This is a genomic window from Bacillus sp. Marseille-Q1617 (assembly GCF_903645295.1).
Lineage (GTDB): Bacteria > Bacillota > Bacilli > Bacillales > Bacillaceae_B > Rossellomorea.
Map to the genome: position 1 here is coordinate 2,152,716 of NZ_CAHJXM010000001.1, position 24,269 is coordinate 2,176,984.

22 protein-coding genes are annotated in these 24,269 nt (G+C 44.8%); 1 reads left to right on the plus strand and 21 read right to left on the minus strand.

The genetic code is table 11. The features are described 5' to 3' along the window. Positions 1-126: 126 nt before the first annotated feature. From HWX64_RS10785 to HWX64_RS10825, 9 genes are all read right to left on the minus strand, one after another. A complete protein-coding gene (locus HWX64_RS10785) occupies positions 127-774 on the minus strand; it encodes a pentapeptide repeat-containing protein (protein ID WP_175989440.1) in 648 nt (215 codons plus the stop codon). A 281-nt stretch (positions 775-1,055) separates the two neighbouring features. Then, positions 1,056-2,849: an L-lactate permease gene (locus tag HWX64_RS10790; protein WP_175989441.1), complete on the minus strand. Its 1,794-nt coding sequence runs from the start codon at positions 2,847-2,849 to the stop codon at positions 1,056-1,058. Positions 2,850-3,084: 235 nt separating this feature from the next. Continuing rightward, positions 3,085-3,858 (minus strand): IclR family transcriptional regulator, encoded by a 774-nt coding sequence (locus HWX64_RS10795; RefSeq protein WP_175989442.1) that lies wholly within the window; start codon positions 3,856-3,858, stop codon positions 3,085-3,087. A 61-nt stretch (positions 3,859-3,919) separates the two neighbouring features. Further along, a complete protein-coding gene (locus HWX64_RS10800) occupies positions 3,920-4,699 on the minus strand; it encodes a fumarylacetoacetate hydrolase family protein (protein WP_175989443.1) in 780 nt (259 codons plus the stop codon). A 109-nt stretch (positions 4,700-4,808) separates the two neighbouring features. Then, positions 4,809-6,989: a malate synthase G gene (locus tag HWX64_RS10805; RefSeq protein ID WP_175989444.1), complete on the minus strand. Its 2,181-nt coding sequence runs from the start codon at positions 6,987-6,989 to the stop codon at positions 4,809-4,811. A gap of 201 nt (positions 6,990-7,190) precedes the next feature. After that, on the minus strand, positions 7,191-8,651 hold the full coding sequence (locus HWX64_RS10810; RefSeq protein ID WP_175989445.1) for an FAD-linked oxidase C-terminal domain-containing protein: 1,461 nt from the start codon (positions 8,649-8,651) through the stop codon (positions 7,191-7,193). A gap of 4 nt (positions 8,652-8,655) precedes the next feature. Continuing rightward, entirely contained in the window at positions 8,656-10,008 is a 1,353-nt protein-coding gene (locus tag HWX64_RS10815) for a (Fe-S)-binding protein (protein ID WP_175989446.1), read from the minus strand. After that, on the minus strand, positions 10,009-11,316 hold the full coding sequence (locus tag HWX64_RS10820) for an FAD-binding oxidoreductase (RefSeq protein WP_175989447.1): 1,308 nt from the start codon (positions 11,314-11,316) through the stop codon (positions 10,009-10,011). It lies immediately after the preceding gene. 66 nt (positions 11,317-11,382) lie between these two features. Then, entirely contained in the window at positions 11,383-12,075 is a 693-nt protein-coding gene (locus tag HWX64_RS10825; protein ID WP_175989448.1) for a FadR/GntR family transcriptional regulator, read from the minus strand. 694 nt (positions 12,076-12,769) lie between these two features. Between HWX64_RS10825 and HWX64_RS10830 the strand changes: the two genes are divergently transcribed. Continuing rightward, complete coding sequence (locus HWX64_RS10830; protein ID WP_175989449.1) at positions 12,770-13,564, plus strand: sporulation protein; 795 nt, start codon at positions 12,770-12,772, stop codon at positions 13,562-13,564. Positions 13,565-13,654: 90 nt separating this feature from the next. On the opposite strand, the gene HWX64_RS10835 is transcribed toward HWX64_RS10830, so the two are convergent. The 12 genes from HWX64_RS10835 to HWX64_RS10890 form a co-directional block, all read right to left on the minus strand. Then, positions 13,655-14,554 carry an N-acetylmuramoyl-L-alanine amidase gene (locus HWX64_RS10835; RefSeq protein WP_175989450.1) on the minus strand — a complete coding sequence of 300 codons (900 nt, stop codon included), beginning with the start codon at positions 14,552-14,554 and terminating at the stop codon, positions 13,655-13,657. A gap of 125 nt (positions 14,555-14,679) precedes the next feature. Further along, positions 14,680-15,453, minus strand: a complete 774-nt coding sequence (locus HWX64_RS10840; RefSeq protein WP_175989731.1) for a Cof-type HAD-IIB family hydrolase — start codon at positions 15,451-15,453, stop codon at positions 14,680-14,682. Between the two features lie 184 nt (positions 15,454-15,637). Further along, positions 15,638-16,345, minus strand: a complete 708-nt coding sequence (locus tag HWX64_RS10845) for an HAD family hydrolase (RefSeq protein WP_175989451.1) — start codon at positions 16,343-16,345, stop codon at positions 15,638-15,640. Positions 16,346-16,428: 83 nt separating this feature from the next. Further along, positions 16,429-16,890 carry a GNAT family N-acetyltransferase gene (locus tag HWX64_RS10850; protein ID WP_175989452.1) on the minus strand — a complete coding sequence of 154 codons (462 nt, stop codon included), beginning with the start codon at positions 16,888-16,890 and terminating at the stop codon, positions 16,429-16,431. Positions 16,891-16,948: 58 nt separating this feature from the next. Next, positions 16,949-17,707: an AAA family ATPase gene (locus tag HWX64_RS10855; protein ID WP_175989732.1), complete on the minus strand. Its 759-nt coding sequence runs from the start codon at positions 17,705-17,707 to the stop codon at positions 16,949-16,951. A gap of 41 nt (positions 17,708-17,748) precedes the next feature. Then, positions 17,749-17,928 carry a hypothetical protein gene (locus HWX64_RS10860; protein ID WP_175989453.1) on the minus strand — a complete coding sequence of 60 codons (180 nt, stop codon included), beginning with the start codon at positions 17,926-17,928 and terminating at the stop codon, positions 17,749-17,751. A gap of 197 nt (positions 17,929-18,125) precedes the next feature. Then, a complete protein-coding gene (locus HWX64_RS10865; protein ID WP_175989454.1) occupies positions 18,126-18,779 on the minus strand; it encodes a 2OG-Fe(II) oxygenase in 654 nt (217 codons plus the stop codon). A 405-nt stretch (positions 18,780-19,184) separates the two neighbouring features. Further along, a complete protein-coding gene (locus HWX64_RS10870) occupies positions 19,185-19,910 on the minus strand; it encodes a sulfite exporter TauE/SafE family protein (RefSeq protein ID WP_175989455.1) in 726 nt (241 codons plus the stop codon). Between the two features lie 66 nt (positions 19,911-19,976). After that, a complete protein-coding gene (locus HWX64_RS10875; RefSeq protein ID WP_368495583.1) occupies positions 19,977-20,582 on the minus strand; it encodes a trans-aconitate 2-methyltransferase in 606 nt (201 codons plus the stop codon). A gap of 9 nt (positions 20,583-20,591) precedes the next feature. After that, entirely contained in the window at positions 20,592-20,771 is a 180-nt protein-coding gene (locus HWX64_RS10880; RefSeq protein WP_175989457.1) for a hypothetical protein, read from the minus strand. Between the two features lie 74 nt (positions 20,772-20,845). Next, positions 20,846-22,930, minus strand: a complete 2,085-nt coding sequence (locus HWX64_RS10885; RefSeq protein ID WP_175989458.1) for a sigma-70 family RNA polymerase sigma factor — start codon at positions 22,928-22,930, stop codon at positions 20,846-20,848. A gap of 149 nt (positions 22,931-23,079) precedes the next feature. Further along, complete coding sequence (locus HWX64_RS10890; RefSeq protein WP_175989459.1) at positions 23,080-24,231, minus strand: metallophosphoesterase; 1,152 nt, start codon at positions 24,229-24,231, stop codon at positions 23,080-23,082. Positions 24,232-24,269 lie beyond the last annotated feature (38 nt).

A 24,269-nucleotide genomic window follows, 5' to 3' on the forward strand; every position in this document is an offset into this window, starting at 1 on the left:
GGACGGGCCTTTATTAACTGGCTGGTCATCATTCTAACCCCAAATCCATGATCAGACTGAAATGGCCGTGTTACAGCAATTCAGACGATTAACAACAAGTCATGGGATAGTGTACGACAGCCGTTTTTACTCTTTCACTTTCAAACCCAGCAGGGAAGCAAAGGAAACAGCCTGCTGAGGAGAGACGATACATCCTCTCAGGTTATCAGCTTCTACATTGATCTTCTCAAAGAAGCTTGAGCTGATATCGATTCCCTTCAGGTTGGTCACCGTAAAATCAATGTCGTTCAGGTCGCACTGATCAAATGTTGTTTTTTCCAGCCGGCTTTGATAGAAATTCGAGCTGTGTAAAGTAGATTTCTCAAACAGGACCTGTTTTAGCCTCGCCTCTATGAAACTACTGATATTCAGGATGCAATTTTCAAATGAGACATTTTTTAAGTGGGCTTGTGAAAGGTCGAGCCCTAGCAGTTTGCAATCTTTGAACGTTACCCTGTGAAAGATCCCTTCTTCAAAACGGGTGTTGGATAAATCGCAGTTATCAAAGACCACATCCGTCAAATCCGCTTTCCGAAAGGAGGAATTCAAAAGTCTTACACTCTTGAAATATACGCTTGAGACATGCAGCTTTTCCAACTCTTCCCCTTCTACAAATGCATTCCGGATTTCACATTCTGCCAATAGGGGATCTTCTTCATAGTAAACATCTTCAAACTGTGCTTTTTTCAAATTTGGTTGGATTTTTGGTTTATCTATTTTCAATCGATTCGTCATACTTCCCCTCATCCTTTCAGCTTTTCGAGCACCATATAACGTATTGTAGAAAAAGAAAAAAACGAATATAAGACTTTAATTTCGATGAAGACTCTGCTACTCATTGCTGTCACGCAGCTTAAGGAAACAAATTCAAGGCCCGTCCCAGCGTGCGTTAACGCGTTAACGCACGCTGGGACGGGCCTTGAAAAAAGCCTGCCAACTGAAAACCACCAGCCCATTCATCACAGGTCTGGTGGTTTTGAATAGATAGTATTCTTTTTTATACGCTTGTCACTATACTATCCCTGCTTCACTTTAGGACCGCTGATATCTTTCGTAAGCAGTAAGCTGCTGCGCTTATTGTTTGTTGCAATGATATACATGGCCCCAATGGCAATGGCGGCCACGATGAAGGATCCGAGATTAAATAATCCTTTTTCAGAGTACCAAACGATCGAATAGCCCAATGATCCTGCAAACAGGGCATAGTAGGCAAACGGAAGCAGCGTTTTTCGAATGACGGCCCCTTCTTTCCCTACCAACCCTACAACCGCGGATGCTGCAACGACGTTGTGAACGCAGATCATGTTTCCAGCTGCCCCGCCGACTGCCTGCAAGGCAACGATCCAAGTGGCGTCTACACCGATTTGGGAACCAACATCAAATTGGAAAAGGGAAAACATCATATTACTGACGGTGTTACTGCCAGCGATGAAGGCCCCCATACCACCAATGAAGGTGGAAAAGAGCGGCCAATACTCACCGGCTAACGCTGCCACTCCGTTGGCTAATTCAATCGGCATTTTTTCAAAACCGGCTGCCCCTCCTCCTGTGTTCAAAAACACTTGAACCATCGGAACGGTGAAAACAAGAGCTGTCGATGCGGCAATCATCGTTTTCCCGGATTGTGCCCATGCCCGCTTGTATGCGCCTCCGTTCATCCCATGAAGGAAGAATGTAATCAATGATACAACGATGAAGATGGTGCCCGGTAAATACAACGGCTGGAAGCTTGAACTGATGTCCGTACCAAAGATGTTCGGGATCGTAATTTTCCACGCTTGCATCCACTCCAGAAATGGAAGCGATTTCAATCTGGTCAATACCAAAAACAGCCCTACGAGAATATACGGGGTCCATGCACGAACCATGCTCATGCTTCCGCTTTTATGAGCGATGTCCTTGATTTCAAGCTTCCCGCTCCATTCAGGATCCCATTTTGACTTTTCTTCAAAATCCCAAGCTTCTTCTTTAGGAGGCATAAGAAATCCTTTTTTTGCTGCCGTAATCACGATGGCAAGACCGACTAATCCACCAATCATGGATGGGAATTCTGGTCCCAGCAAATTCGCTACAATAAGGTAAGGGATTGTCATGGCGAAAGCTGCAAAAATAGCAAACTTCCATACTTTGATTCCTTCTGAGAACGATTTGTTTTTCCCAAAGAACCTGGTCATCAACGCCACCACAAACAATGGAATGAGTGTACCCGTGATCATGTGGAGCAGCGCTACCTTTGTCCCGATATCGGTAACAAAGGCCAATAAGTTGGAAGTGATGCCTGCATCAGCCGATAAACCTGTTTGGACCCCCACGAGGATCGGTGTACCGACGGCCCCGAATGATACAGGTGTACTTTGAATCACCATCCCGGCAATAACGGCTGCCATAGCCGGGAACCCGAGTCCCACCAGCAAAGGAACAGCGACTGCCGCAGGTGTTCCAAATCCTGCAGAACCTTCAATGAAAGAACCAAATAGCCAAGCAATGATAATGACTTGAATCCTTCTGTCTGCCGAGATGTCCGTAAAGCCCTGACGGATTGTCTTGATGCCGCCGCTCTCCTGCAGCGTGTTCAATAACAAGATCGCTCCGAAAATGATGTACAAAAGAGTCCCCGCGACGACCAATCCGTTCACAGAGGCTGCAGCCACATTGGCTCCTGGTACTTTCCATACAAATAATGCAAGCCCGACTGCGACTAAATAAGAAATGGGCATTGCCTTACTTGCCGGCCACCTGAGACCAACGAGGAAAATACCTACTGCCAGGATGGGTAAAAGAGATAAGATTGCCAACATACCAGTACTCATGAAACGTTTCCCCTTTCCGTTTTGTAATACCAAACACCGTTTCTTTAAAACTGCATACTAAGCAACACTGTTATATAACCCATTCACGCGTTGTTATATAACATTACGGAATCCTACCTAAAATTATACATACATTCCGGCTTGTTTCAATTACTTTTTAGAAAATTTATAATTTTTAAAATAAAACAGCCCTATTTTCCTGTAACGGAAAAATAGAGCTGTTTTCTCACATCATTTAATTGGTATGAACATGGCCGAGCCGGGCAGATATCTGCTTTGCAATCTGAGGGATCCTTACTTTCAATTCTTCCATCCGCTGCCCGGACATACGCATCGTCGGACCGGAGATACTGAGTGCAGCAACCACCTTTTCAAGATGATCGAAAATCGGGGCCGCGATGCATGTGATCCCGTACTCATTTTCCTCCAGATCGAGCGCATAGCCGGTTTGCTTCACCCTGATCAGTTCTTTCAAAAATTGATCTTTATCGGTAATCGTCTGATCGGTGTGCATCGGCATTCCCTTGCGATCAAGTATGTCGATAACGTCGTTTGTCGGAAGATGAGCGAGAATCGCTTTTCCTACCGACGTACAGTGCATCGGCGCCCTTTTTCCAACCTTTGAATGCATCCTGAGCACTTCATTGCCTTCAAGCTTCTCAATATACACCACTTCGCCCTGGTCATACACAACAAGATGGATGACTTCATTTGTCTCTTCTTCAAGCTCCAGTAAAAAGGGCTTCGCTTCCTCGCGCAGATCAATCGATTCCAATAACCTTGAGCTGATTTCGAGGAATTTATAACCAAGCTTATAACGCCCCGTCAATTCGTCCTGCTCAATGAAGCCGTACTGAACGAGAGTTGTCAGAATACGGTAGACAGAGCTTTTATTTATGTCGATCTGATTCGCGATTTCAGTCACACCCATACCGCCCTTTTTCATACTGATCAACAGGATGATATCCAGCGACCGGCTGACGGATTTGACCATATTTTCTCTTTCCACATCTTTCACCTCTGCTGAAAAAACAACTTGCCTTCCATTATATCACAATCAACCATATAGCTTACGATATTCCGACTCTATTCCCGGAAGCCACAAAGGAATTCTTCAATTTCCCGATTTCCTTGATTTCGCATTCGATCACGTCTCCCGCTCCAACCATTTCAGCACCTGCTGGACTACCGGTTAAAATGACATCCCCCGGCTTCAACGTCATCACTTTCGTCAGATAGGATATCATCTCCCGGATCGGTACAATCATCAAATCAGTCGGGCTGTTTTGCTTTTCTTCACCATTCAGTCTCGCCTCAACGTTGATGGTAAAAGGATCCAGTTCTGTTTCGATTACAGGCCCGATCGGGGTGAAGGTATCGAATGACTTCCCGATCGTCCAGTGACCGGCCTCGTGGAAGAATTGAGGAGCCGTGACATCATTACCGACTGTGTAGCCAAATACGTAATCAAGGATATCTCCCTCCCCCACATTTTTCGCTTCCTTTCCTATCACCACTGCGAGTTCCGACTCGAATTTTACTGAATCAATGTTTTCTGGTATGAGGATGTCTTCTTCGGGTCCGATAACAGATGACGCCGGCTTGAAGAAAAACACTGGGATATCAGGCAAAGATTCCGGTAATTCGTCCTTCTTGGATACGAAATTGGCTCCGATGCCAATGATTTGATTTGGTTCCAGCGGGGCGAGGAACTTCACCTCATTCGCGGCGTATACATGTCCCGTGTATTCCCATTCTGAAAAGATATCCCCCTTGATCTGCTTGATGCTGCTGCCGTCCAGTACTCCTGTATATTCTTCATTTCCTGTCTGGAATCTAGTGAATTTCATTGTGTAATCCCCTTTCGTTGAATTCTTGAAAAATCGTTTGTATTCGTAACCCCTTGTTCATTTTATAAAACAGGGCATTCCAATTAACAGAATGCCCATCTCAACTATCCTATTCTTGTTTCACAGGATACTTCGCCTTTGCCTCAATCCGTCTCCGGTGCAGAATCGGTTCAGTGTATCCGTTTGGCTGATCATACCCTTTGAAGACAAGATCACAAGTAGCTTGGAAAGCAATGGACTGATCATAGTCTTCAGCCATCGGACGATAGGAAGGGTCGCCTGCGTTCTGCTCATCCACGACTTTCGCCATCCGTTTCAGCGTTTCCATCACCTGTTCTTCTGTGCAGATGCCGTGGTGAAGCCAGTTTGCCATATGCTGACTGGAGATACGCAGCGTAGCGCGGTCCTCCATCAGACCGACGTTGTTGATATCAGGCACCTTCGAGCACCCCACTCCATGTTCTACCCAGCGGACAACATACCCAAGGATGCCCTGTGCATTGTTATCAAGCTCCTGCTGGATTTCTTCAGCCGACCATGAAGGGTTCTCTGCAGCAGGGATCGTTAAAATGTCATCCCGAAGCTCCGCAGATTTTTCGGCCAGCTGCTCCTGTACAGTCGGCACGAATACTTCATGATAGTGAAGGGCGTGCAATGTAGCAGCAGTCGGTGAAGGGACCCATGCTGTATTAGCTCCCGCCTGTAGATGGCCGATCTTCTGCTGCATCATGTCAGCCATCCTGTCAGGCATAGCCCACATGCCTTTACCGATCTGAGCGCGTCCCTGGAATCCTGCAGCAAGACCCACCTGTACGTTTGATTTCTCATATCCCTGAAGCCATTTTGTCGCTTTCATATCATTCTTCCTGATCATCGGGCCGGCTTCCATCGAAGTATGCATTTCATCGCCGGTACGATCGAGGAATCCTGTGTTGATGAACACGATCCGCTCCTTCACCTTGCTGATGCAGTTCTTTAGATTGAGCGTCGTGCGCCGCTCTTCATCCATGACCCCGATTTTCAGAGTGTTTCGTTCTAAATCAAGCAGGTCCTCCACTCTATCGAAGAGTTCATTGGCAAACGCCACTTCTTCAGAACCATGCATCTTTGGCTTCACGATATAGACCGAGCCTTTGGATGTATTTTGATAGCTGCCCGTTCCACGAAGGGTGTGCTTGGCTATTAAACTCGTAATCACGGTATCTAGTATTCCTTCATGCACTTCGGATCCTTCTTGATCCAATACCGCACTGTTGGTCATGAGGTGGCCGACATTCCGCACGAACATGAGCGAACGGCCGGATAAAGCAAATTCCTTTCCATCAGGAGACGTATATGTCCGATCAAAATTCAACGTCCGTGTCATGGTTTTGCCTGCTTTATCAAAGACTGCTGCCAGGTCACCCTTCATGAGGCCCAGCCAATTACGGTACACAAGAACTTTATCCTCAGCATCGACTGCCGCTACCGAATCCTCGCAGTCCATGATGGTCGTAACGGCTGATTCAAGCACGATGTCCTTGATATTGGCGTCATCCGACGCACCGATCGGATGCTTTTCGTCGAATTGGATTTCAATATGGAGGCGGTTATTCTTCAATAGGACAGATGAAGGATCTGAAGCCTCTCCCTGAAAGCCTGTAAACTTGGATTCCTCTGAAAGCCCTGTCGTTTTTCCGTTTGAAAGTGTAACAACTAACTTTCCATCATTGACTTCATACTTCAATGCTTCTTTATGGGAAGCGTCTTGTAATGGTACCGATTGATCTAAGAAGTTCCTTCCAAAATCGATGACTTTTTCACCGCGGACTGGATTGTATGCACCTTTCCGGTCTGCTCCGTCTGCTTCACTGATCGCGTCGGTTCCATAAAGTGCATCGTACAGGCTGCCCCACCGTGCATTCGCAGCATTGATGGCGTACCGTGCATTATTGACAGGAACGACCAGCTGAGGACCAGCCTGCATAGCCACTTCCTCATCGACATTTTCAGTTGTCACATCAAAGTTTTCCACTTCCGGTTCTAAGTAGCCGATTTCATTCAGAAACGATTTGTATTCGTTGAAATCGAATTCTTTATTCCCTTTATGCCAGTTGTTGAGCTTTTCTTGAATCTCATCCCGTCTGTTCAGCAATGCTTTGTTCTTAGGAGTCAGGTCCTGCACCAGTTCACCGAATCCCGTCCAGAAAGCATCCCTTTCCAGCCCGGTGCCGGGAAGGACTTCGGTATTGATAAATTCATATAACTGTTGATCTGCCTTAAGGGATCCTGCATTTACATAATTGCTCATTATTCGATTCCTCCTATTTAATGAAAACTTTGTGTTTCTTATTAAGAAACAACGTTTCGCATTTGTTAAAAAAATGATATCACGTTCAGGCGTAGCATTCAATTAATTTTCAAACAATTCCGCATTTTAATTAGGCTTGCCTGGAACTGTTCAAGCAGTTTGAGTCAGAATTCACGCAGCATGCGTATGATTACTGCTTAACTATAAAGTAACCGTCTCCTGCTGCGCTTTCATTTCTTTCTTGATTTCCACACAGCGCCCCGGGCTCGGGAACAATTTGCCGCCATTCAATAGATTGTCAGGGTTGAAGACTTCCCTGATATTGCTCTGGGCAATGATTTCGTCATCATTGAACACAAAGCGCATCTCTTCTTTCTTCTCAATGCCGACTCCATGCTCACCGGTGATGGAACCGCCAGCGTCTGCACAAGCCTTCAAGCATTCACTTCCGGCTTTTAATGCCTTCTCCGTTTCACCCGGAATCCTCGCGTCGAACAGGACCAGCGGATGCAAATTCCCATCCCCTGCATGAAAAATATTCGCGATCCGCAATCCGTATTCTGCACTAATCTCATTGATTCTTTTCAGCACCTCAGGCAGCCTGCTCCTCGGGATGACGCCGTCCTGGACGAGGTAGTCGGGTGAGATCGCTCCCATCGCGCCAAACCCTGTCTTTCGGTTGGCCCACCATCTTCCCCTCTCAAGCTCATCCTGAGCCACCTTCACTTCACGTACGTTTCTCGCTCTGCACACTTCTAGAATCTGATTGATTTGTTCATCTATTCCTGCTGATATCCCGTCAACTTCAATCAACAGAAGGGCTTCAATATCCTTAGGGTGTCCCACCGGAAAAGCGGCTGCCTCGACCCCTTCAATCGCGATTTTGTCCATCATTTCGAGAGCTGCAGGAACAATCCCTTTTGAGATGATATCCGAAACAGCCTGACTGCCGTCTTCCACCCGGTCAAAATAAGCGAGCACCGTCTGCTTCGCTTCAGGATTCTTCAAGATGCGCACGGTGATTTTCGTGACGATCCCCAAGGTCCCTTCTGAACCAGTTAACAGCCCCAGCAAATCATACCCCGGTGCGTCAGGGATCCCGTTATCGCCGATATTGATGATTTCCCCGTTCGGCAGCACGACTTCTAGTCCAAGAATGTGATTAGTGGTAACGCCATATTTTAAACAATGGGCGCCGCCGGCATTCTCCGCGACGTTTCCGCCGATCGTACAACAATATTGACTGGATGGATCTGGTGCATAATAATAGCCCCTGTCAGAGATGGAATTCGTCAGCTTCAGATTGACAAAACCGGGCTCTACCACCGCACGCCGATTTTCCAGGTCCACGCTTAAAAGGCGTTTCATCAGGACGAGGCTGATGATGACCTCCCCATTGATCGGGATCGCACCGCCCGAGAGACCGGTACCGGCACCTCTTGCCAGGAAAGGAAGCCCATTTTCCGAGCAATATTTTACAAGCTTCGCGACCTCCTCCGTGTCTTTCGGAAACACGACCGCTTTCGGCAGATGCTTATGAAGGGTAAAGCCGTCGCAGTCATAGGCAATCAGATCCTCTTTGTGATGAAGGATGCTATTCGGGCCGCTTACAAGCCGGGCAAGGCCTTTAATGTACGGATCCTTCGTTTTCAGTTTCTTCATCCCCTCATTCCCCCTCCTTCTGCTGATCCTCTTTTTGATAAGCCCAGTCAAGCAGCTGGACAGTATGGACGACCTTTTGATTTTTGCCATACTTCTTCACACCCATGGCCATTTGCAGCATGCAGCCGGGATTCCCCATCGAAATCATTTCGACATCCTCTGGGACATTCTGCATCTTGCTTTCCAGGACGGCACCTGCCATTTCAGGATTGGTGATATTGTAAATCCCGGCACTGCCGCAGCAGCGGTCTGAATTTGGCATGTGGACCATTTCGACTCCGGGGATATTTAAAAGGAGATCCCGAGGCTCCTCGCGTACCCCTTGACCATGCGCCAAGTGGCAGGCATCGTGATACGTAATCCGTGTGTTCATTTCAGCCTTTGGTATTTTGTAGCCCGTATCATGCAGGTATTTTGAAATGTCGTCGACTTTATCTGCGAATGTTTCAGCTTTCGCTTTCCATTCCGGATCCTCATGAAACAATTCAGGATAATCCTTCATCATACATCCGCAGCCCGCTGCGTTTACGATGACCTTCTCACTATCCTTGAAGGCTTCAATATTCTGCTTCGCAAGCTTGCGTCCCATCTCCCGGTCCCCGGAATGAACATGAAGGGCACCGCAGCAGGTTTGATTTTTCGGGATGACGACATCATTCCCGTTTTTCGTCAGAACGTTGATCGTCGCGTCATTGATTTCCCCGAACATCACGTCCATCACACAGCCGGTCAGCATGGAAACTTCGTGTTTCGTTTCGTCTTTCGCTTTGATGACATCTTCATTTTTATATTTTTGCCGGACCGATTGTTTAATCTCCGGCATGATGGCTTCCATCTCGACCAGATGCTTAGGCATCACGTTGATGAGTCTTGTCTTCCTCACAACCGCCTGTGCGCCGCTCTTTTGATAAAATTTCAGCATGCCCCCTAAGGCGTTCAACCTGTCAGGGTGGGGGAATAATCCTTCCAGGAATGTCTTGCTGACCATCCCTTTCCATCCTTTAAGCGGCATAGCCTGACGGATCTGGCCGCGGGCTTCTTCGATCAATCCGCCTACGTCCACATCGGCAGGGCAGGCAGTCGTACAGGCGCGGCAATCAAGACACGCATAGACAGGGTCCATGAATTGCTCATTCACTTCAAGTTTCCCTTCAGCAACGGACTTGATCAGGTGCACACGTCCGCGGGGTGAATGCTGTTCCTGGCCGGTCAGTTCATATGTCGGGCATGATTCCAGGCACATCCCGCAGTGTACGCAGTCTGCCCATTTCGTCTCATCCGGTTTGTCACTCCATAAATAGTTGCTTAAGCTCGTGTCTGAACAGGGCGGTGTTTTCGCAAGTTCTTTTACACTCACCTAGATCCCTCCTACAAATCGTTCGTGGTTCAATACTGAATTCGGATCAACTTTTGATTTGATGCCTTGGAGTATTAAGTGATAAGAAGGGGCTTCCCCCCAGACCTTGATCTTCTGGCGCTCGATAAACGGCAGGCTTTTGACAATCGCATACCCCCCTCGTTTCATGACTGCAGACCTTAATTCATGAATCACTGAGAGTACATCCCCTCCGGCACCTTTCAGATGCACGAAGCATAAACCGTGGCCTAGGGCGCCGTGAGCATCGATTTTCACCTGATAACTGTCTTCGAGAAGTTCCATTTCTTTCAGTACATGGAGCACATCAAGATTGACCACACCGATTTTCAATATGGCACTTACTTTGCCTTCTGTATCGCTGTCCGATCCCAGTTTTGAGAAGTCACTCCAAAATTGATGAACTTTACTCTCGTCCAATATGGAGAATTCACTTCCAGCAGGCTTCATCTTCCGCACCAATTCCTCCTGATAGCGTACAGAACTTTCCACATCCTCAAAGCTCATAGCAAATGTATAGTGATGAACACCTGCCAGTTTTTCAGCGAGCGGGGGATTAAGCAGTTCAAGTGAAGTAGGTTCAAGCGTCGAATCCAGAATGTCAATGACAAATGAGCGTAAGTTTGCAGGTTCACCATCAGGAAAAGATACGAGCACCAGACTCTCACACTTAGAAATGGGCCGGAGTTTGAGTGTCACTTCGGTCAGAACACCAAGTGTACCCATCGAACCGATGAATAATTTGTTCATGTCGTATCCGGCAACGTTTTTCACGACCTTTCCGCCTGACCGGATAATGGTTCCGTCCGGATAGATGACGCGGAGCCCGATGACGTTATCCCGTGCTGACCCGTATCCCAGCCGTTTGGGACCGCTTTCATTTGCAGCGACGATTCCGCCGATGGTTGCCTGATCCGGCCAAGCCGGGTCAAGTGCAATCTTCTGCCCATGCTGCTTCAGATAGGTTTGAAGCTCCTTGAATGTCGTGCCTGCTTTTACCGTCATCGTCAGGTCACCCGTTGCATGCTCCACCACACCTTTGTACTGGGCTAATGACAGAACCAAATCCGCGGATTCCATGAGACCGCCGAAACCCTTTTTCGTTCCACCGCCTTCCACGATCACTTTCTTTCCGTTGTCATTCGCATATTTTAAGATTGAAGCAATTTCTTCCTCAGATGTTGGATACACGATGAGACTGCCGCCATTTCCAAAACGGTCAACCTTCCCATCTTTGATCCGTTCCCCGGGTATTGCATGCTTTAACTCTGCGACAAGCTCAGTAAACATTCCCTAGCACCCCTTGTTTCGTAATAAGAAACACCGTTTCTGAAAAACGATTAAAAAAGAAACGTCTTATGTATGGATAAGTACGTTATTTACCAATACCTTTTCAACGTAGTCTAAATGAAGAATAAGGCTTTCCCTGGCTGTATGAGGTTCTCTGGATTGAATCGATTGAAAGATCCGGTGATGCTGCTTCTCGATTTGACTGGATATCCCTTCTTGACTTTGGATATGCTGATGGACGTCAATCATTGCTTTCCTGGTTGCTGCTGAAATGAACTCCATCAATTGTACGATAATCTGATTCCCTGATATGCGGGCAATCCTCATATGAAATTCGTAATCTGCTTCCCACTTGCGCCCGGATTCTTGAGTCAGCAGGCTCTCAAGGATCAGTACGTCCTCTTCAGATCTCTTTTCTGCTGCCATTTCAACCAGACCGGGCTCGAGCATTTTTCTTACCTGGAACAGTTCCCTGATGTCCTTCGTGTCTGGAAGCATTAACTGAGAAGCGAAGAGGCTCTTGGAATCAAACGAACAAACATACGCTCCTTCCCCCTGCTTCACCTGCAGGATACCTTTCCCCTTAAGGGTCGTCATCGCATCCCGGACAGCCGATCTTCCAACCTCGAACATTTCACAAAGCTCCCGGACGGATGGCAGCTTCTCACCGGATTTGAACGTTCCCGACTGAATCATTCCTTGGATTTGTTCCTCCACAAGTTCCGAAACCTTCTTCGTGGAAATCTTGCTTTTCGTCAATTTCTCACCACCTGACATTTGAATCTTCATCATAGTTGTCACATATCTGATAAGTTAGCTATAATTCTATTTAAACACCAATATATTGAAATTTCAATTAATTTTTTGAATTTGGTTAAAATTCAAAAAACAATGAATAAATGGACCCAGCATCACGGTGGTCAGACAAAATGCCCCCCATCCAGAAATTCAACAACCCGTCCTTTCATGCTTTTACGCGTTAACGCAAGCTGGGACGGGCTTTCGAATAAGCAAAAATAAAAAAGTGTTGAACGTGGAGCTCTTTCAACACTTTTAATCGCTTCATTACTTTCCTCTGTAACATGATTATTTATCATTATTTAATAGTAAAAAAGGGCAGTCATAACAATCGTCTCTTATACCCGTGCAGGTGGCGATGACCTTTTCTGAATCGTCGCTCCCCTTTGCGACAGAGATTTCAACGTTAACGTTTTTTTCCGTCCTGCTACATGTACCAGCCATCCGATATATTTCGCATAAAATATAGATTCCCCCTTTGCTTTCACTAGGGGTTTACCCTATACAGGAATACGTAAACTAGATTCCTTAAATACTTTTAATATTATTCAGCGTCGAGTTTTTCAACAGCTCTACATGTTGGGTTTCTTCTTATCTAGTACTCTCATACTTACAGTCTATGGTAAGATGATTATATAAGAAGGGGGATGAGTTCATGTCTATGTTCAGTAAAGTGATTGCCAGTATTGGAATCGGTTCTGCCACTGTGGATACAAAGTTAAAGAGCACCTATATTCAGCAAGGGGAAATACTCGAGGGAATCGTTGAGATTAAGGGCGGCAACACAGATCAAAGAATCGAGTCCATCAATCTCAAATTAATGACGATGTACGGTCATGAAGGAAGCGACCGATTATCACAGGGTACTGTGGAAGTACACAAGTTGAATGAGCCTTTCAACATTTCAAAGGGGGAACATAAAATCATTCCTTTTTCATTTCAAATTCCTTTAGATACCCCTATTACAATGGTTGATCCCGAGACGCAGAAGAATGTTCCGCCGGTTTGGATTGCTACGAGCCTCGATCTCAAGAATGCAGTAGATCCCAGCGACAGGGATTTTGTAACAGTAGAGCCGACTACAGTGCACGAAAACATTATGGATGCAATCAAGGTCATCGGCTTTAAATTCAGACAGATGGAAAGTCAGAACACCCCTAAATGGATCAATACGGACCGGCCTTTTGTTCAACAATATGAATTCATCCCTTCGTATGGAAAATACAGCCGGAAACTGGACGAACTCGAGGTCTACATTTTGCAAAATGACCGCGAAACAACGGTGTACTTTGAGATCGATAAACGGAGCAAAGGGTCGATGGCAGCCCTGAAAGAAAAGCTCAACCTCGATGAACACAGAGGCAGAGTCACCCTGGATAACCAGCAAATCCTCATCAACCGAAGCCGGATAAGCGACACATTCGAGCAGATCATCGATGACGTTCTATAAATCGTGAAAACCAAATAGTGAAGGCCCGTCCCAGCGTGCATTAACGCGTTAATGCACGCTGGGACGGGCCTCTTTCTTCGTTCTAAGAGATTAACGGTTAGACTCGATCCTCACATATTCAGGAGATGCGGTGACATAATAGACATGCCCCCTGGAGTTCTTGACTTCATACATATACGCCCCTTCCACCTTCAGCTTCCTTATAATGGACGGGAATCCGTACTGATACTTCAATGTCCCTGCACGGTGGAGATCATTGAATGTCGGTCTGTCGTAAAAGTCCAGCCCTTCAGCACCTCTGTAAATACTCTCTACCCGTTTTCCTAGATAGTTTGCCGGTAAAGATGTGACATCTATTTTTTGAGAGTCTTCAACAGTCCCTTTCCTCCCTGCCGCCACAAAGTGAACCCCGAAGTAATCACAAACCCCCCGCGCCTGCTCTATAGCCGTTTCCCGTTGAAAATCTACGTCAATCATAAGCAATGCTTCTCTCTCATGATCCATAAACCCGTTCTCGATCAGCACCGCAGCTTTCTTGAATTCCCTCGTCATATGGAGGTTCTGTCCAATAATTCCACGGTAAACCTGCTTCGTTCCCATTCTTAAATATTTTGCAATCGATTCCGCCAGCTTCCTGTCCTCCACATCGTTAAAATAGATATGAAGCGAATGTCCCTCAGGATCTCTTCTTCCGCCATCGAATGTACCATCAAAAGCATTATAATGGTTCGACACCAGTGCATCGGCTCCCATGAGATTGGCTATGCCGGTGCGCGCTTGCAGAGGAGTATCCTCATCACCCGGTGCCGTCAGCAGCGTCCTGAATCCGCACCTTTCCAGTTCAGCTTTTAACAAGAGAGTTACCTTCTCGTTAAACTCATTCTCCCTGATCTCCCTGCCTATAGATGTAATATACGGCGTCCGCTTACCGGCTGTCCCGAGTCCATGACCATCGTCCAAAGCTATCAAATAATCACTGGCTCTTGCCATTTCATTCATCTCCCTTCTACTGGTTAAATAGGAAAAACGTTTGCAAATGGATACCTGAACATAAAAAAAAGAGCTGCGGGCGGCAGCTCTATATCATTCCATTAAAAAAACTCTCCTTAAACTCCTTAAATGATCCCAAACTTCTTCAACGCATACTCTATCCCGTCTTCACTTGATTTTTTTGTTACGAAATCCGCTGCTTTCTTTAACTGATCATTCCCGTTGCCCATAGCGATCCCCAGACCTGCCATCTCCAGCATGTCGATGTCGTTCTCCCCATCACCAAATGCGATGGCTTCAGATTTATCTATATTGAAATGTTCAAGGACCTTTAAGATGGCCAAGGATTTTGATACATCGTCTTTTAAAACATTCAATACGAAAGGGTGCCATCGTTTAAAGGTGAGATGGGGAAATCTGCGTATGTATTTATCGACCGTTTCATCGTTTGCAAACAAACACATCAGATATACTTCTTGTTTGTATATTTCTTTCTCTACCATTGGATATTCATTAAGTGACAGCGTTTCTCTCAGGGCGTCCAATATTCCGTTACTTCTTACCCCATTCATACTGAAGCCTTCCGTATAGAAGGAAAGGCCGTGTTTTTCCACATGAGAGAATTCAACCACTTCCTGGACAATATCCCTATCCATGGCAACTTTATGAAGCACTTCATCCCGATGTTTCACGAACGCTCCATTTGCCGAGATAAATGTATCAATCCCCAATTCTTTTATTTCGCTGCACATGGATAACGGTCTCCCTGTTGCCGCCGCCACAACCAGCCCTTTATCTTTCAATAATTTGATTGCATCCTTTGTGTTTTGTGAAATACTCCCATCTTCGTGATGTGTAATGGTACCATCGATATCGAAGAAAACAATTTTATAGTCTATCTTAATCACCTTTTTCTAATATATATATAATAAATTCATTAAACCCTCGATTGCCATTTCATTATGAGAATCGAAGAATACTAATTACAATCCAATAATGAAATTCTTCTGCAATGCTTTCATCGACTATATATATTTTTCTGCGGTAGATCATGGGATCCCTCACTTCCATAGGTTTTCATCTTTAATTGTTTAACAATACTGTTCTAAGCTCGGTAATTTCTCTGATAACCTCAAGAGGTTTATGCGCAGTGGGAGGAGACGCATTACCAGCATTCAACCAAATCGCATCCATACCCATTTTAATGGGAGCGACTACATCATAATCCCAAGAGTCACCAATGAAAATGGTTTGATCCGGAGAGGCATCGAAATGAGATAAGGCTGCAGTGTATAGTTCTGGATCAGGCTTTCTGTAACCAAGTTCTTCTGCTTGGAAGATGGCTTCTTTTTTAAACACATGGGAAAGGTTCATGCAGGAAATTTTCTTGATGGGATCGTAGAGGGCATTTGTCACTATACCGAGGTGGTAATGTGCCTGCAGCTCGTTCATTATGGAATTGAGCTGTACATCCTCTTTGATACAACTCATGCCCTTTGTTAAGAAACATTCGTGGAATTCATCAACCGTGTCCTGGTCCGGATACATATCGAAACAAGAAAACGCGTGCTTCCACCTGGCCCTTCTAAATTCACATGGTGTCATTTCACGGTTCTTAAATTTATTTAATAATGGCAGCGGAACACTTAATTTCTTTTGGAGAAACAAATCTGCGTCGATGTTTATGGTCAGTGCATGAGACTGAATGGTTTTGATGATCCCCTCTTTGAACCATTCGCTTCCCAGCAGGGTTCCATCTAAATCGAAAAGCAGCAAAGTGTGCTTTTTCATTTTTAATCCCCTTTACGTTTAGGAAAGGACGACAGAAAAAATCATCCCTGTTTACAAATCTGCAAATCCTTGGATCATCTTTTTTAACCTTTTCGGTGACCGCTTTTTCGTGCCTCAATATACCCATAGTAAGCACATGTCCCATTCTCTGATAAATCCTTCACTCCAAACCCGCATTTTTCATAAAATGAAAAATTGTTTGCTGAGGTATGGGCAAACCAATCACCATGAGGAAGTTTTTGAACACAGAGCTCCACAAGTTTTTGGCCGATCCCCCTTCCTCTGTAAGTGGAGGAAACAATTAAATCCATGATATTCGCAGCCATGATTCGATCGGAAATGACCCTGACCATGCCGATCATTTCGTCCCCATCCCAGACCGTAAATGCCCACGTGGAATTCTTGAATATCAAGGTGAATTTTTCTTTCTGCCAGTCCGGTGTATTCCTGACCCAACCTGCATCTTTAAACAGTTTCTCCACTTGATCGGCAGGAACCCCTTCTGTGCCTTCCCGGATAATGAGACCGTTGAAATATTGATACATATATACGCCCCTTTCTAATTATGGTGTTGACCTTACCTTCAACATGCATTTGCTGCAATCATTCTTTAAACAGATGAACAAGCAGCCGTTCACGGTCTTCAAAAAACTGCTTCATGATTGAATAGTGGCCGGTATCTTCAAGTCTTGACTCTTTCATGCCGTTATCAGACAGTTCGATGATCTTTGCTTCCGGGTATGCCATGAGGATCGGCGAATGAGTGGATATGATGAACTGGGAGCCCTGATTGACCAGTTCATTTATTCGAGCCAGCATCGAAAGCTGGCGCAGCGGTGAAAGAGCAGCTTCCGGTTCATCAAGGATGTAAAGGCCATGACCGCGGAAACGTTCGGTGAATGCCGCAAAGAACGATTCACCATGCGACTGTTCATGAAGCGACTTGCCGCCAAATGAGTCAATGATCTTTGCGCCAAATGAAGGCTCACTGTCCAACTCTTCGATATTGGAAGCCACATTATAAAACGTTTCAGCCCGAAAAAAGAAGCTGTCCTTTGCTCGCTCGACACCCTTTATAAGACGTAAATAATGATGCAGATCCGAATGTGAATCGTAGCTGGAAAAATCAAAGTTCAGCGTTCCCCCTTCAGGATTAAATCCTAATGCTATCGCCAGGCCTTCAAGCAGAGTCGACTTTCCCATCCCATTTTCTCCAATGATGTATGTGACGTTAGGATGAAAAGTGATATCATTGAAATTCTTCATTACGGGGAGGCTAAACGGAAATTGGTTGTATGAGGGGAGGGAATCTGTTTTAAGAGAGATTCCACGTATATACTGGGTATCGCGGGATAGTTTTATGGTTGATCATTCCTTTCAAATAGGTTGTACGCATCCCATGTTTAACTGTAATTCGATTGATACAGCCTGATTTCCTCTAAAATTCCTTCCTTTATTCTGTAAGGATGGGTTTTTTCTACAATAAAGTACGGTATGCTGGCAAGTGGACTGGTTTCTTGCACCTTTTCATCGTTAATCTTTGATTTTTTACTATTAATCATCGAGTTATTACTATTAATCATCGAGTTTTCACCAATAATCATCGAGTTTCTACCTATAATCATTGAGTTTCTACCAATAATCATCGAGTTTTCCCTATTAATGATTGAGTTTCTACGATTAATTAATGAGTTCGGTCCAATAATCTATTATTTTTCCATAATAAACCAAATATTACAACCCATAAAAAATAACCCTCCCAAAAGGGAGAGCTTTCTGTTTATCTATAAACCTTTCTTCTCATCCACTGTGTCGCTGCCCATTTGTCACCGATGACAACTGGTCCGCCTCCGTGCAGGGTGAGATCGTTCAATTCTTGATTATCATATAAATATTCAAAGTATACTGCCATGCCTTTTTGTGGTGAAACAGAAAAGTTTAACTTAGGGAAGTAGGTCTCGCCGCCTTCCTCTACGTCATTCAGATACATGACAAGCGTGCTGATTCGAGGATTATTTACGGGTCTATTTGATGCTGATTGAAAAAAATCGAAGTGTGCTTTGTATTCCTGGCCGATTTTGTAATTCAGTACTTGAAGTCCTTCACCATGTGCGACGGGGACATTCATGATTTGAGATACCCTTCTTTCGATTTTAGCCACTACATCGTTTTCGGCTTCTTCGAAGAACATGCTGCTGCTTGTCCTGAGATCGTCAACGTGGCGCGTGTTGCCGATTTTTGACCGGTTCATACGGTCTTTTGACAACTGAATGAGGGCATCACATTCTTCTTCACTCAACACATTGCCCAAGACGACGATGCACGGTTCTTCCATTCGTGCAATAATCTGAATCTCTCTATCTTCGGTTTTGATTTTATTCCCGATATGATGAAAAATACTTTGTTCCTTAACAATCGATTCATTTGATTCCATTATCAATTTTTCCTCAACCTCTTCTAATTTATTTAATATTCCGAATACTTAACGAAAACGTGGTATCCGGCAGGCTGTAAAAACAAGTGCAGCAGCAACATAAACGGCATATCATGAGGAATGTTCCGCGAATTTCTCCAGATGTAAAAATCACACATAATTTGTTTTAATTTTACACCGTGTGATCAAAAAAAAGAAGCGTTTTTTTACCTTGTTTGTGACATATTTTCTACTAAACTTGTTACAAAAAATGTGATGCAATAGTCTCGTGCGAACGACAAATAATCTTCTTTGTAACTGACCCGATAAGAGTGCCTAAAATGACCCGAGGCAAATGGATGGCGATCGGTCAATGCATCAAACTAAACATCAAGCGTCCTCCACAAATCAGTGAAGGACGCTTCATTAGAAAAATATACTCTCTATCAATAAGTAAATTCCTGTGAAACTTAATAGTACATATGTGAAAATCGTAAAAATTTGCTGGTTAATCCAGTTAAAGAGAATTTGTCCCAATAGCAGTCCGAGAGCAACGAGCGGAATCGCATAGAGGCTTGATTCCCAGACCTCCCTGGTTGTTCCTGAAAACATGAGCTGGGTCATCAGACTGATAAGATAAATGAATAAATAGAATGCAAGTGTAGTCGCACGCAGGACCTCCTTTTTCGTACCGGTCCCCGTAAAATACAACAATAACGGCGGCCCAGGCATTCCGATGCTGGTTGTCAGCATACCTGAAATGCCTCCGATCAGGTAGTCGCGGAATGGCGTCCGTTTAATCCTGAATTTCAATAAGAGCAGCACGGTCAGTGCTAGCAATAAGACGCTGACCACTATCTTAAACGTGGTAAGATCGTCTATCGTCATAAAGATAAAAATGCCGACCGGGACGCCTGCCAGACTGCCAGTAATAAACTTTCTCATTAAATGTATGTCGATGAATGTCCTGATTTTCCACACGAGCGCCAATGAAATCAGGAGGGATAGAATAAGATTGATTTGAATGGCTTCATCCGGCTGAAACAGCAGGAGTAAAAACGGTGTCGCCATGATCGAGAAGCCGAATCCTGTGCTGGTCTGAAGGATTGAGGCGATGAAAATGATGCTAATAAAGATGAATACATCTGTCACAATGAGAACCTCCTAAAACGTCCATCATCATTTTATCATGAAATTATACTGACACTCACCTCTCATTCATTTCTTGATTCCGACTAGAACCGATAACTTCAGAGTCTCTTTGTAAATCCCGCTGGCATCAACCCCCAGCAATGCTTCTTTCACTTCCCGTTCGAAGTCCTCGATGTTCCCTTCGATGAACCGCCTGTTTCCATAGGAGGTAGAATACAAGTTTCCCAGGATCGATTCGATGCTCCAGATTACCTCATAAGACGGGAAGCGATGTGCTTCCACTTTGAATCGGGATTCGGCGAGCACTTCCTCATGACTTAAGACGGGATGGGCATACGTCGAGTCACCAGCTTTTCGTTCGTTCCCATACCACTTCTTGACTACATCATTTAACCTGATTTGCCACGGTTCGAGCCTCTTGTCCGGCTCGTAATTATCGATGATTGCCACCCCGCCGCCTTCTTCTGCCATGTCATACAGATGTTCCAATGTCAGAGGCCGGTCCATCCAGTGGAATGCCTTGGCGATCATGACAAGGTCGAAACGCTTATCATTCACCGTTTTAAAATGCTCGAGTGTCCCGTGATACCATTGAATGTTCCCTGTCCTTATCTCTCCGTGAATCCTTTGTGCTTCTTCGATCATTTCATGATCAACATCGATCCCGACAATTTCATTGCACTAATCAGAAAACCGGATGGTAAGCTGACCTGTTCCGCATCCTAAATCCAGCATTCTTTTTTCTCCATTCAAAGAGAATCGGTTGACGAGGAACCTAACGAGGAAAGAGGGATAGAGTGGTCTGTATTTTGAGAAGTAACCTGCTGTCCCTTCGAATAACCCTTTGCCGTAGTTTGTCATTTATTAACCCTCCATAAAAATAGGAACCCATCCATCACCGGACAGATCCCCCTACTTATCCAATTCATGTCTTTTTACAACTCTATTTTTACCTTTTCATTCAAATATTTCGTCGTGTTATATCCTTCAACCTCAAGCTTGGCCGGTATTACTTTTTCTCCAGAAGTGTCATTAAAGATTTCAAAGGTTTGAATAGTGTGGAAATAGCGCGGCTGGTCCAGTTCCTCAAATCTGTAAGGTCCTTTGCGGATATCATATTCCTTTCCGTTTTTGTCCACCAGGACCCCTTCTGAATTCATCCCCATTGACATCGAAATAGTGTCATTTTCATTCTCCTTCTCACCAGTAACGCGGAACTGAAGAGATTCGTATTGCCTGTCTTTCAAATCATGGTTACTGATGACGACTTTGGTAGGGAAACCCACTTCCACCTTGTCGATTGAAATGGTACTTCCCAGGTACTCAAAGGTTTGGGGATATCCCTGGTCAGGATCGAGTTCAATGGTTTTGGGATCTTGGACTGTCAAATGCATCGACCCAAACTGGACATCCAGCTCCTTCACATTTTCACCGTATAACGATTCAAAATGTGTTTGAAGTGTATTCCAATCCATATTTCCAGATGCCTCCACGAAGTTACTGCCATACAAATCGGCATCCAGTTTTTTATCCCCCGCTTGTATGCTGTCAAAGTTGAGCATACCAATTTGCTTTTCAGGCTGCCCAAGTTTAAAACTATATTGCAGGATAGTCGCTGTAGGAGCAATGATGAGTTTGTCGAAACGGACAGGGATGCCTTCAATTTCTGTTTCTTGAGCCAATTCATGTTCGACTGAGGATTGTTTTGTCACCGGAATCTCGAAACTCCAATCACCATGGGCAAATTCCATTTCCTCTGAACCCAAGCGGCTTAATTCATCAGAATCACCAGAATCCCGAATCAACTTTTGCAGTCTGGTGATCTTCAATTCAACGGTCCCGCTATCCTCGGTGAGTGGCAGCAGATTCATCTTGCCCTGATACACGTTCGTTTCATCATGACGATCCGAATGTGTGACGGGCGGTCCGTACCTTGGATTGGCAGAGCGGTCCATGATTTCACCTTCATTCTGTACGAAAACCCCATCATGGACATTCATCGCATATTGATTGTCTTCTTTCGTATCGGTGATTTCATAAAAGACAAGTGTCTGAATATCGTCGGCAACCACACCTTTGATCCTGATGACCACCCCTTCACTTTCCGCTTCCAAATTCAAGCGTTCTCCAAGGTCATGCTGAAGATAGGTACGTAACTCTTCCTGGTCTTCTGTCCACGTGTAGTAGAGGCTAGTGAAGCTGCCGGTTACAAAACCTGTGCACAACAGCAAAGCAAGAACTCCGGCAAACGCAAGCCCGATATGATTACGCTTCTTTTTCTTCAGCTGCCTGCGTTTTTCGTTTTCCATCACTCGGTGTTTCACTTTCTCCATGAACCCCGGCGGCGCTTGAAAATCTTCAGTGATTCCTGTAAGAGTCAGCGTGACATCCTGGAATGCAGCAAGATCCTCTTGGCAGTTCGGGCAATGATAGATATGTATTTCAAGTTCCACTTTCTCGGGACGTCCGAGGGTTCTTCCTAAATAATCGATATAGTTCTTTTTGTAATCACGACAGCCTGCGAAGTGTGATCCGTAGCCCATCTCTTTTCTTAATGACTGGATACCGGAAAAGATCCGTTCTTCCAGCGTTTCAACATCAACCTGGAGAATACGGGATGAATCTTCCATAGTAAAACCCTTCAGGTATGTCAACGCAATAGCTTCTCTTTCATGCATTCCCAAATGATCCAAGGCATCGAATACATCCTGCCTCGGTTCAGTTCTCTTTGCATCCTGCCCCTGATCCTCTTTGGAGAGCTCGCGGCAGGACTGTATGAAAATAGAAGAAGCCCATGTTTCGAATGGAGTGTCCTTTTTAAAACGCGGCAGCCCTTCATGTGCGGCAGTGATGGCACGGTAAAAAAGTTCCTCCATTTGCTGCTGGTTCCTTAGATATGACCAGCCGAGTGTGTAGAACGATTGCTGGTGCCGTTCGAACCATTCGATGATGGATTCCATGTCCTTCTCTCTTATTTTGCTGATATGAAAGGGATCTGTTTTTGCTTTAGCTGGGATCATCTCTGTCCTCCCTCCGAATGACGCAATAGTAAGAAAATATTTCCTAAGACTATGTTACCATATTCATCCATTGAAGATAACGCTTGTTTATAAAATGAAGTGTTATAGAAGTATATAATCATATTTTGGTATTGTTCAAATGGTTCCTGCTAGCAGCATTTCACTTGATTATCGATTTTTTGTTCATTCTTTTCACTCTTATTAAACTTTTGGAGAATGCCTTTGGGAACCCACCCTGACATCCCATCTTTTTTCACCAAGTCAAATCCAGAACAGGTATCGTCCATAAGGGAGACGATGTCCCCTTTTTCCACGCTGATCAGCGCACAGGAAACATCGGATTTTGCAGTGAAGTTCCCATCTTCATCTTGGTGTATATACTCATTTTTCACCAGGAGCTTCTCGTTGGTCCCCTCCTGCTTGCAAATCGTGAAATGTTCATCTTTTTGAAGGGGTTGAAGCTCATAAGCAGGGTATGAAATGGAGCCGGTCATCACTGGCTCCGCCTGAAAATCTTGCATCACTGCGTAAAGAGGAAACTTGTCGGTATATGTATAGGAAAAGACATCTCCATCTGTCGTTCGATTTATGATAAAGGCATTCAGCTGTCCGGTCTTTTTTATGATGTTCCCGCCATCAATGGCGATGATTTTTTTACCTTCATCGATGATTGGATTATGTGAAGAAATGTCCGAAGAGTAGTTTACGACCGGCCAGTGACCGACGATTACATATTTGTCTGCAAGATGTGATTTATCGAGGAACGATTGTAAAGTGATGGCCGTTATCCGATCCGTGTCCTTCCAATCTTCTTTCTCTTCAAGGCCTGCATGAACAAAAATATAGTCCTCTGTTTCAATCGCAGTCGGTAATTCCGTTAACCACTTCATTTCTTTTGAGAAGTGATGTATCAATCGCTCCTTTATCTCCTGGATCGTTGTCGCTTCATTCAGGGCAAATCCGATTTGCCCGAGCCATTCATTGATGATGGAATGCTTTCTCGCTGTCAAATAGTTTAGTAATTTAGGGTTTTCTTCCAATAGATCTTCCACCAACGTATCACAATTGCCTTCTGTGACATGAATGTTTGAGTGGGTGGCTGATAGATCCATTATGTACCGGACAACCCCTAGACTATTGCTTCCTTTTTCACAAAGATCACCATTGATGATTAAATAGTCTTCATGGCTGTAATGCACCTTTTCCAATAAATCCTTAAATAGCTCCAATTCCCCGTGGATGTCGGAGATTACGATGATTCTTATATTGTCAGGGGACTCCAAGTTTTTGATTTTGTTCACGCTGGGACGCTCCTTTATTTGTTCCTTTGTCTCGGTTT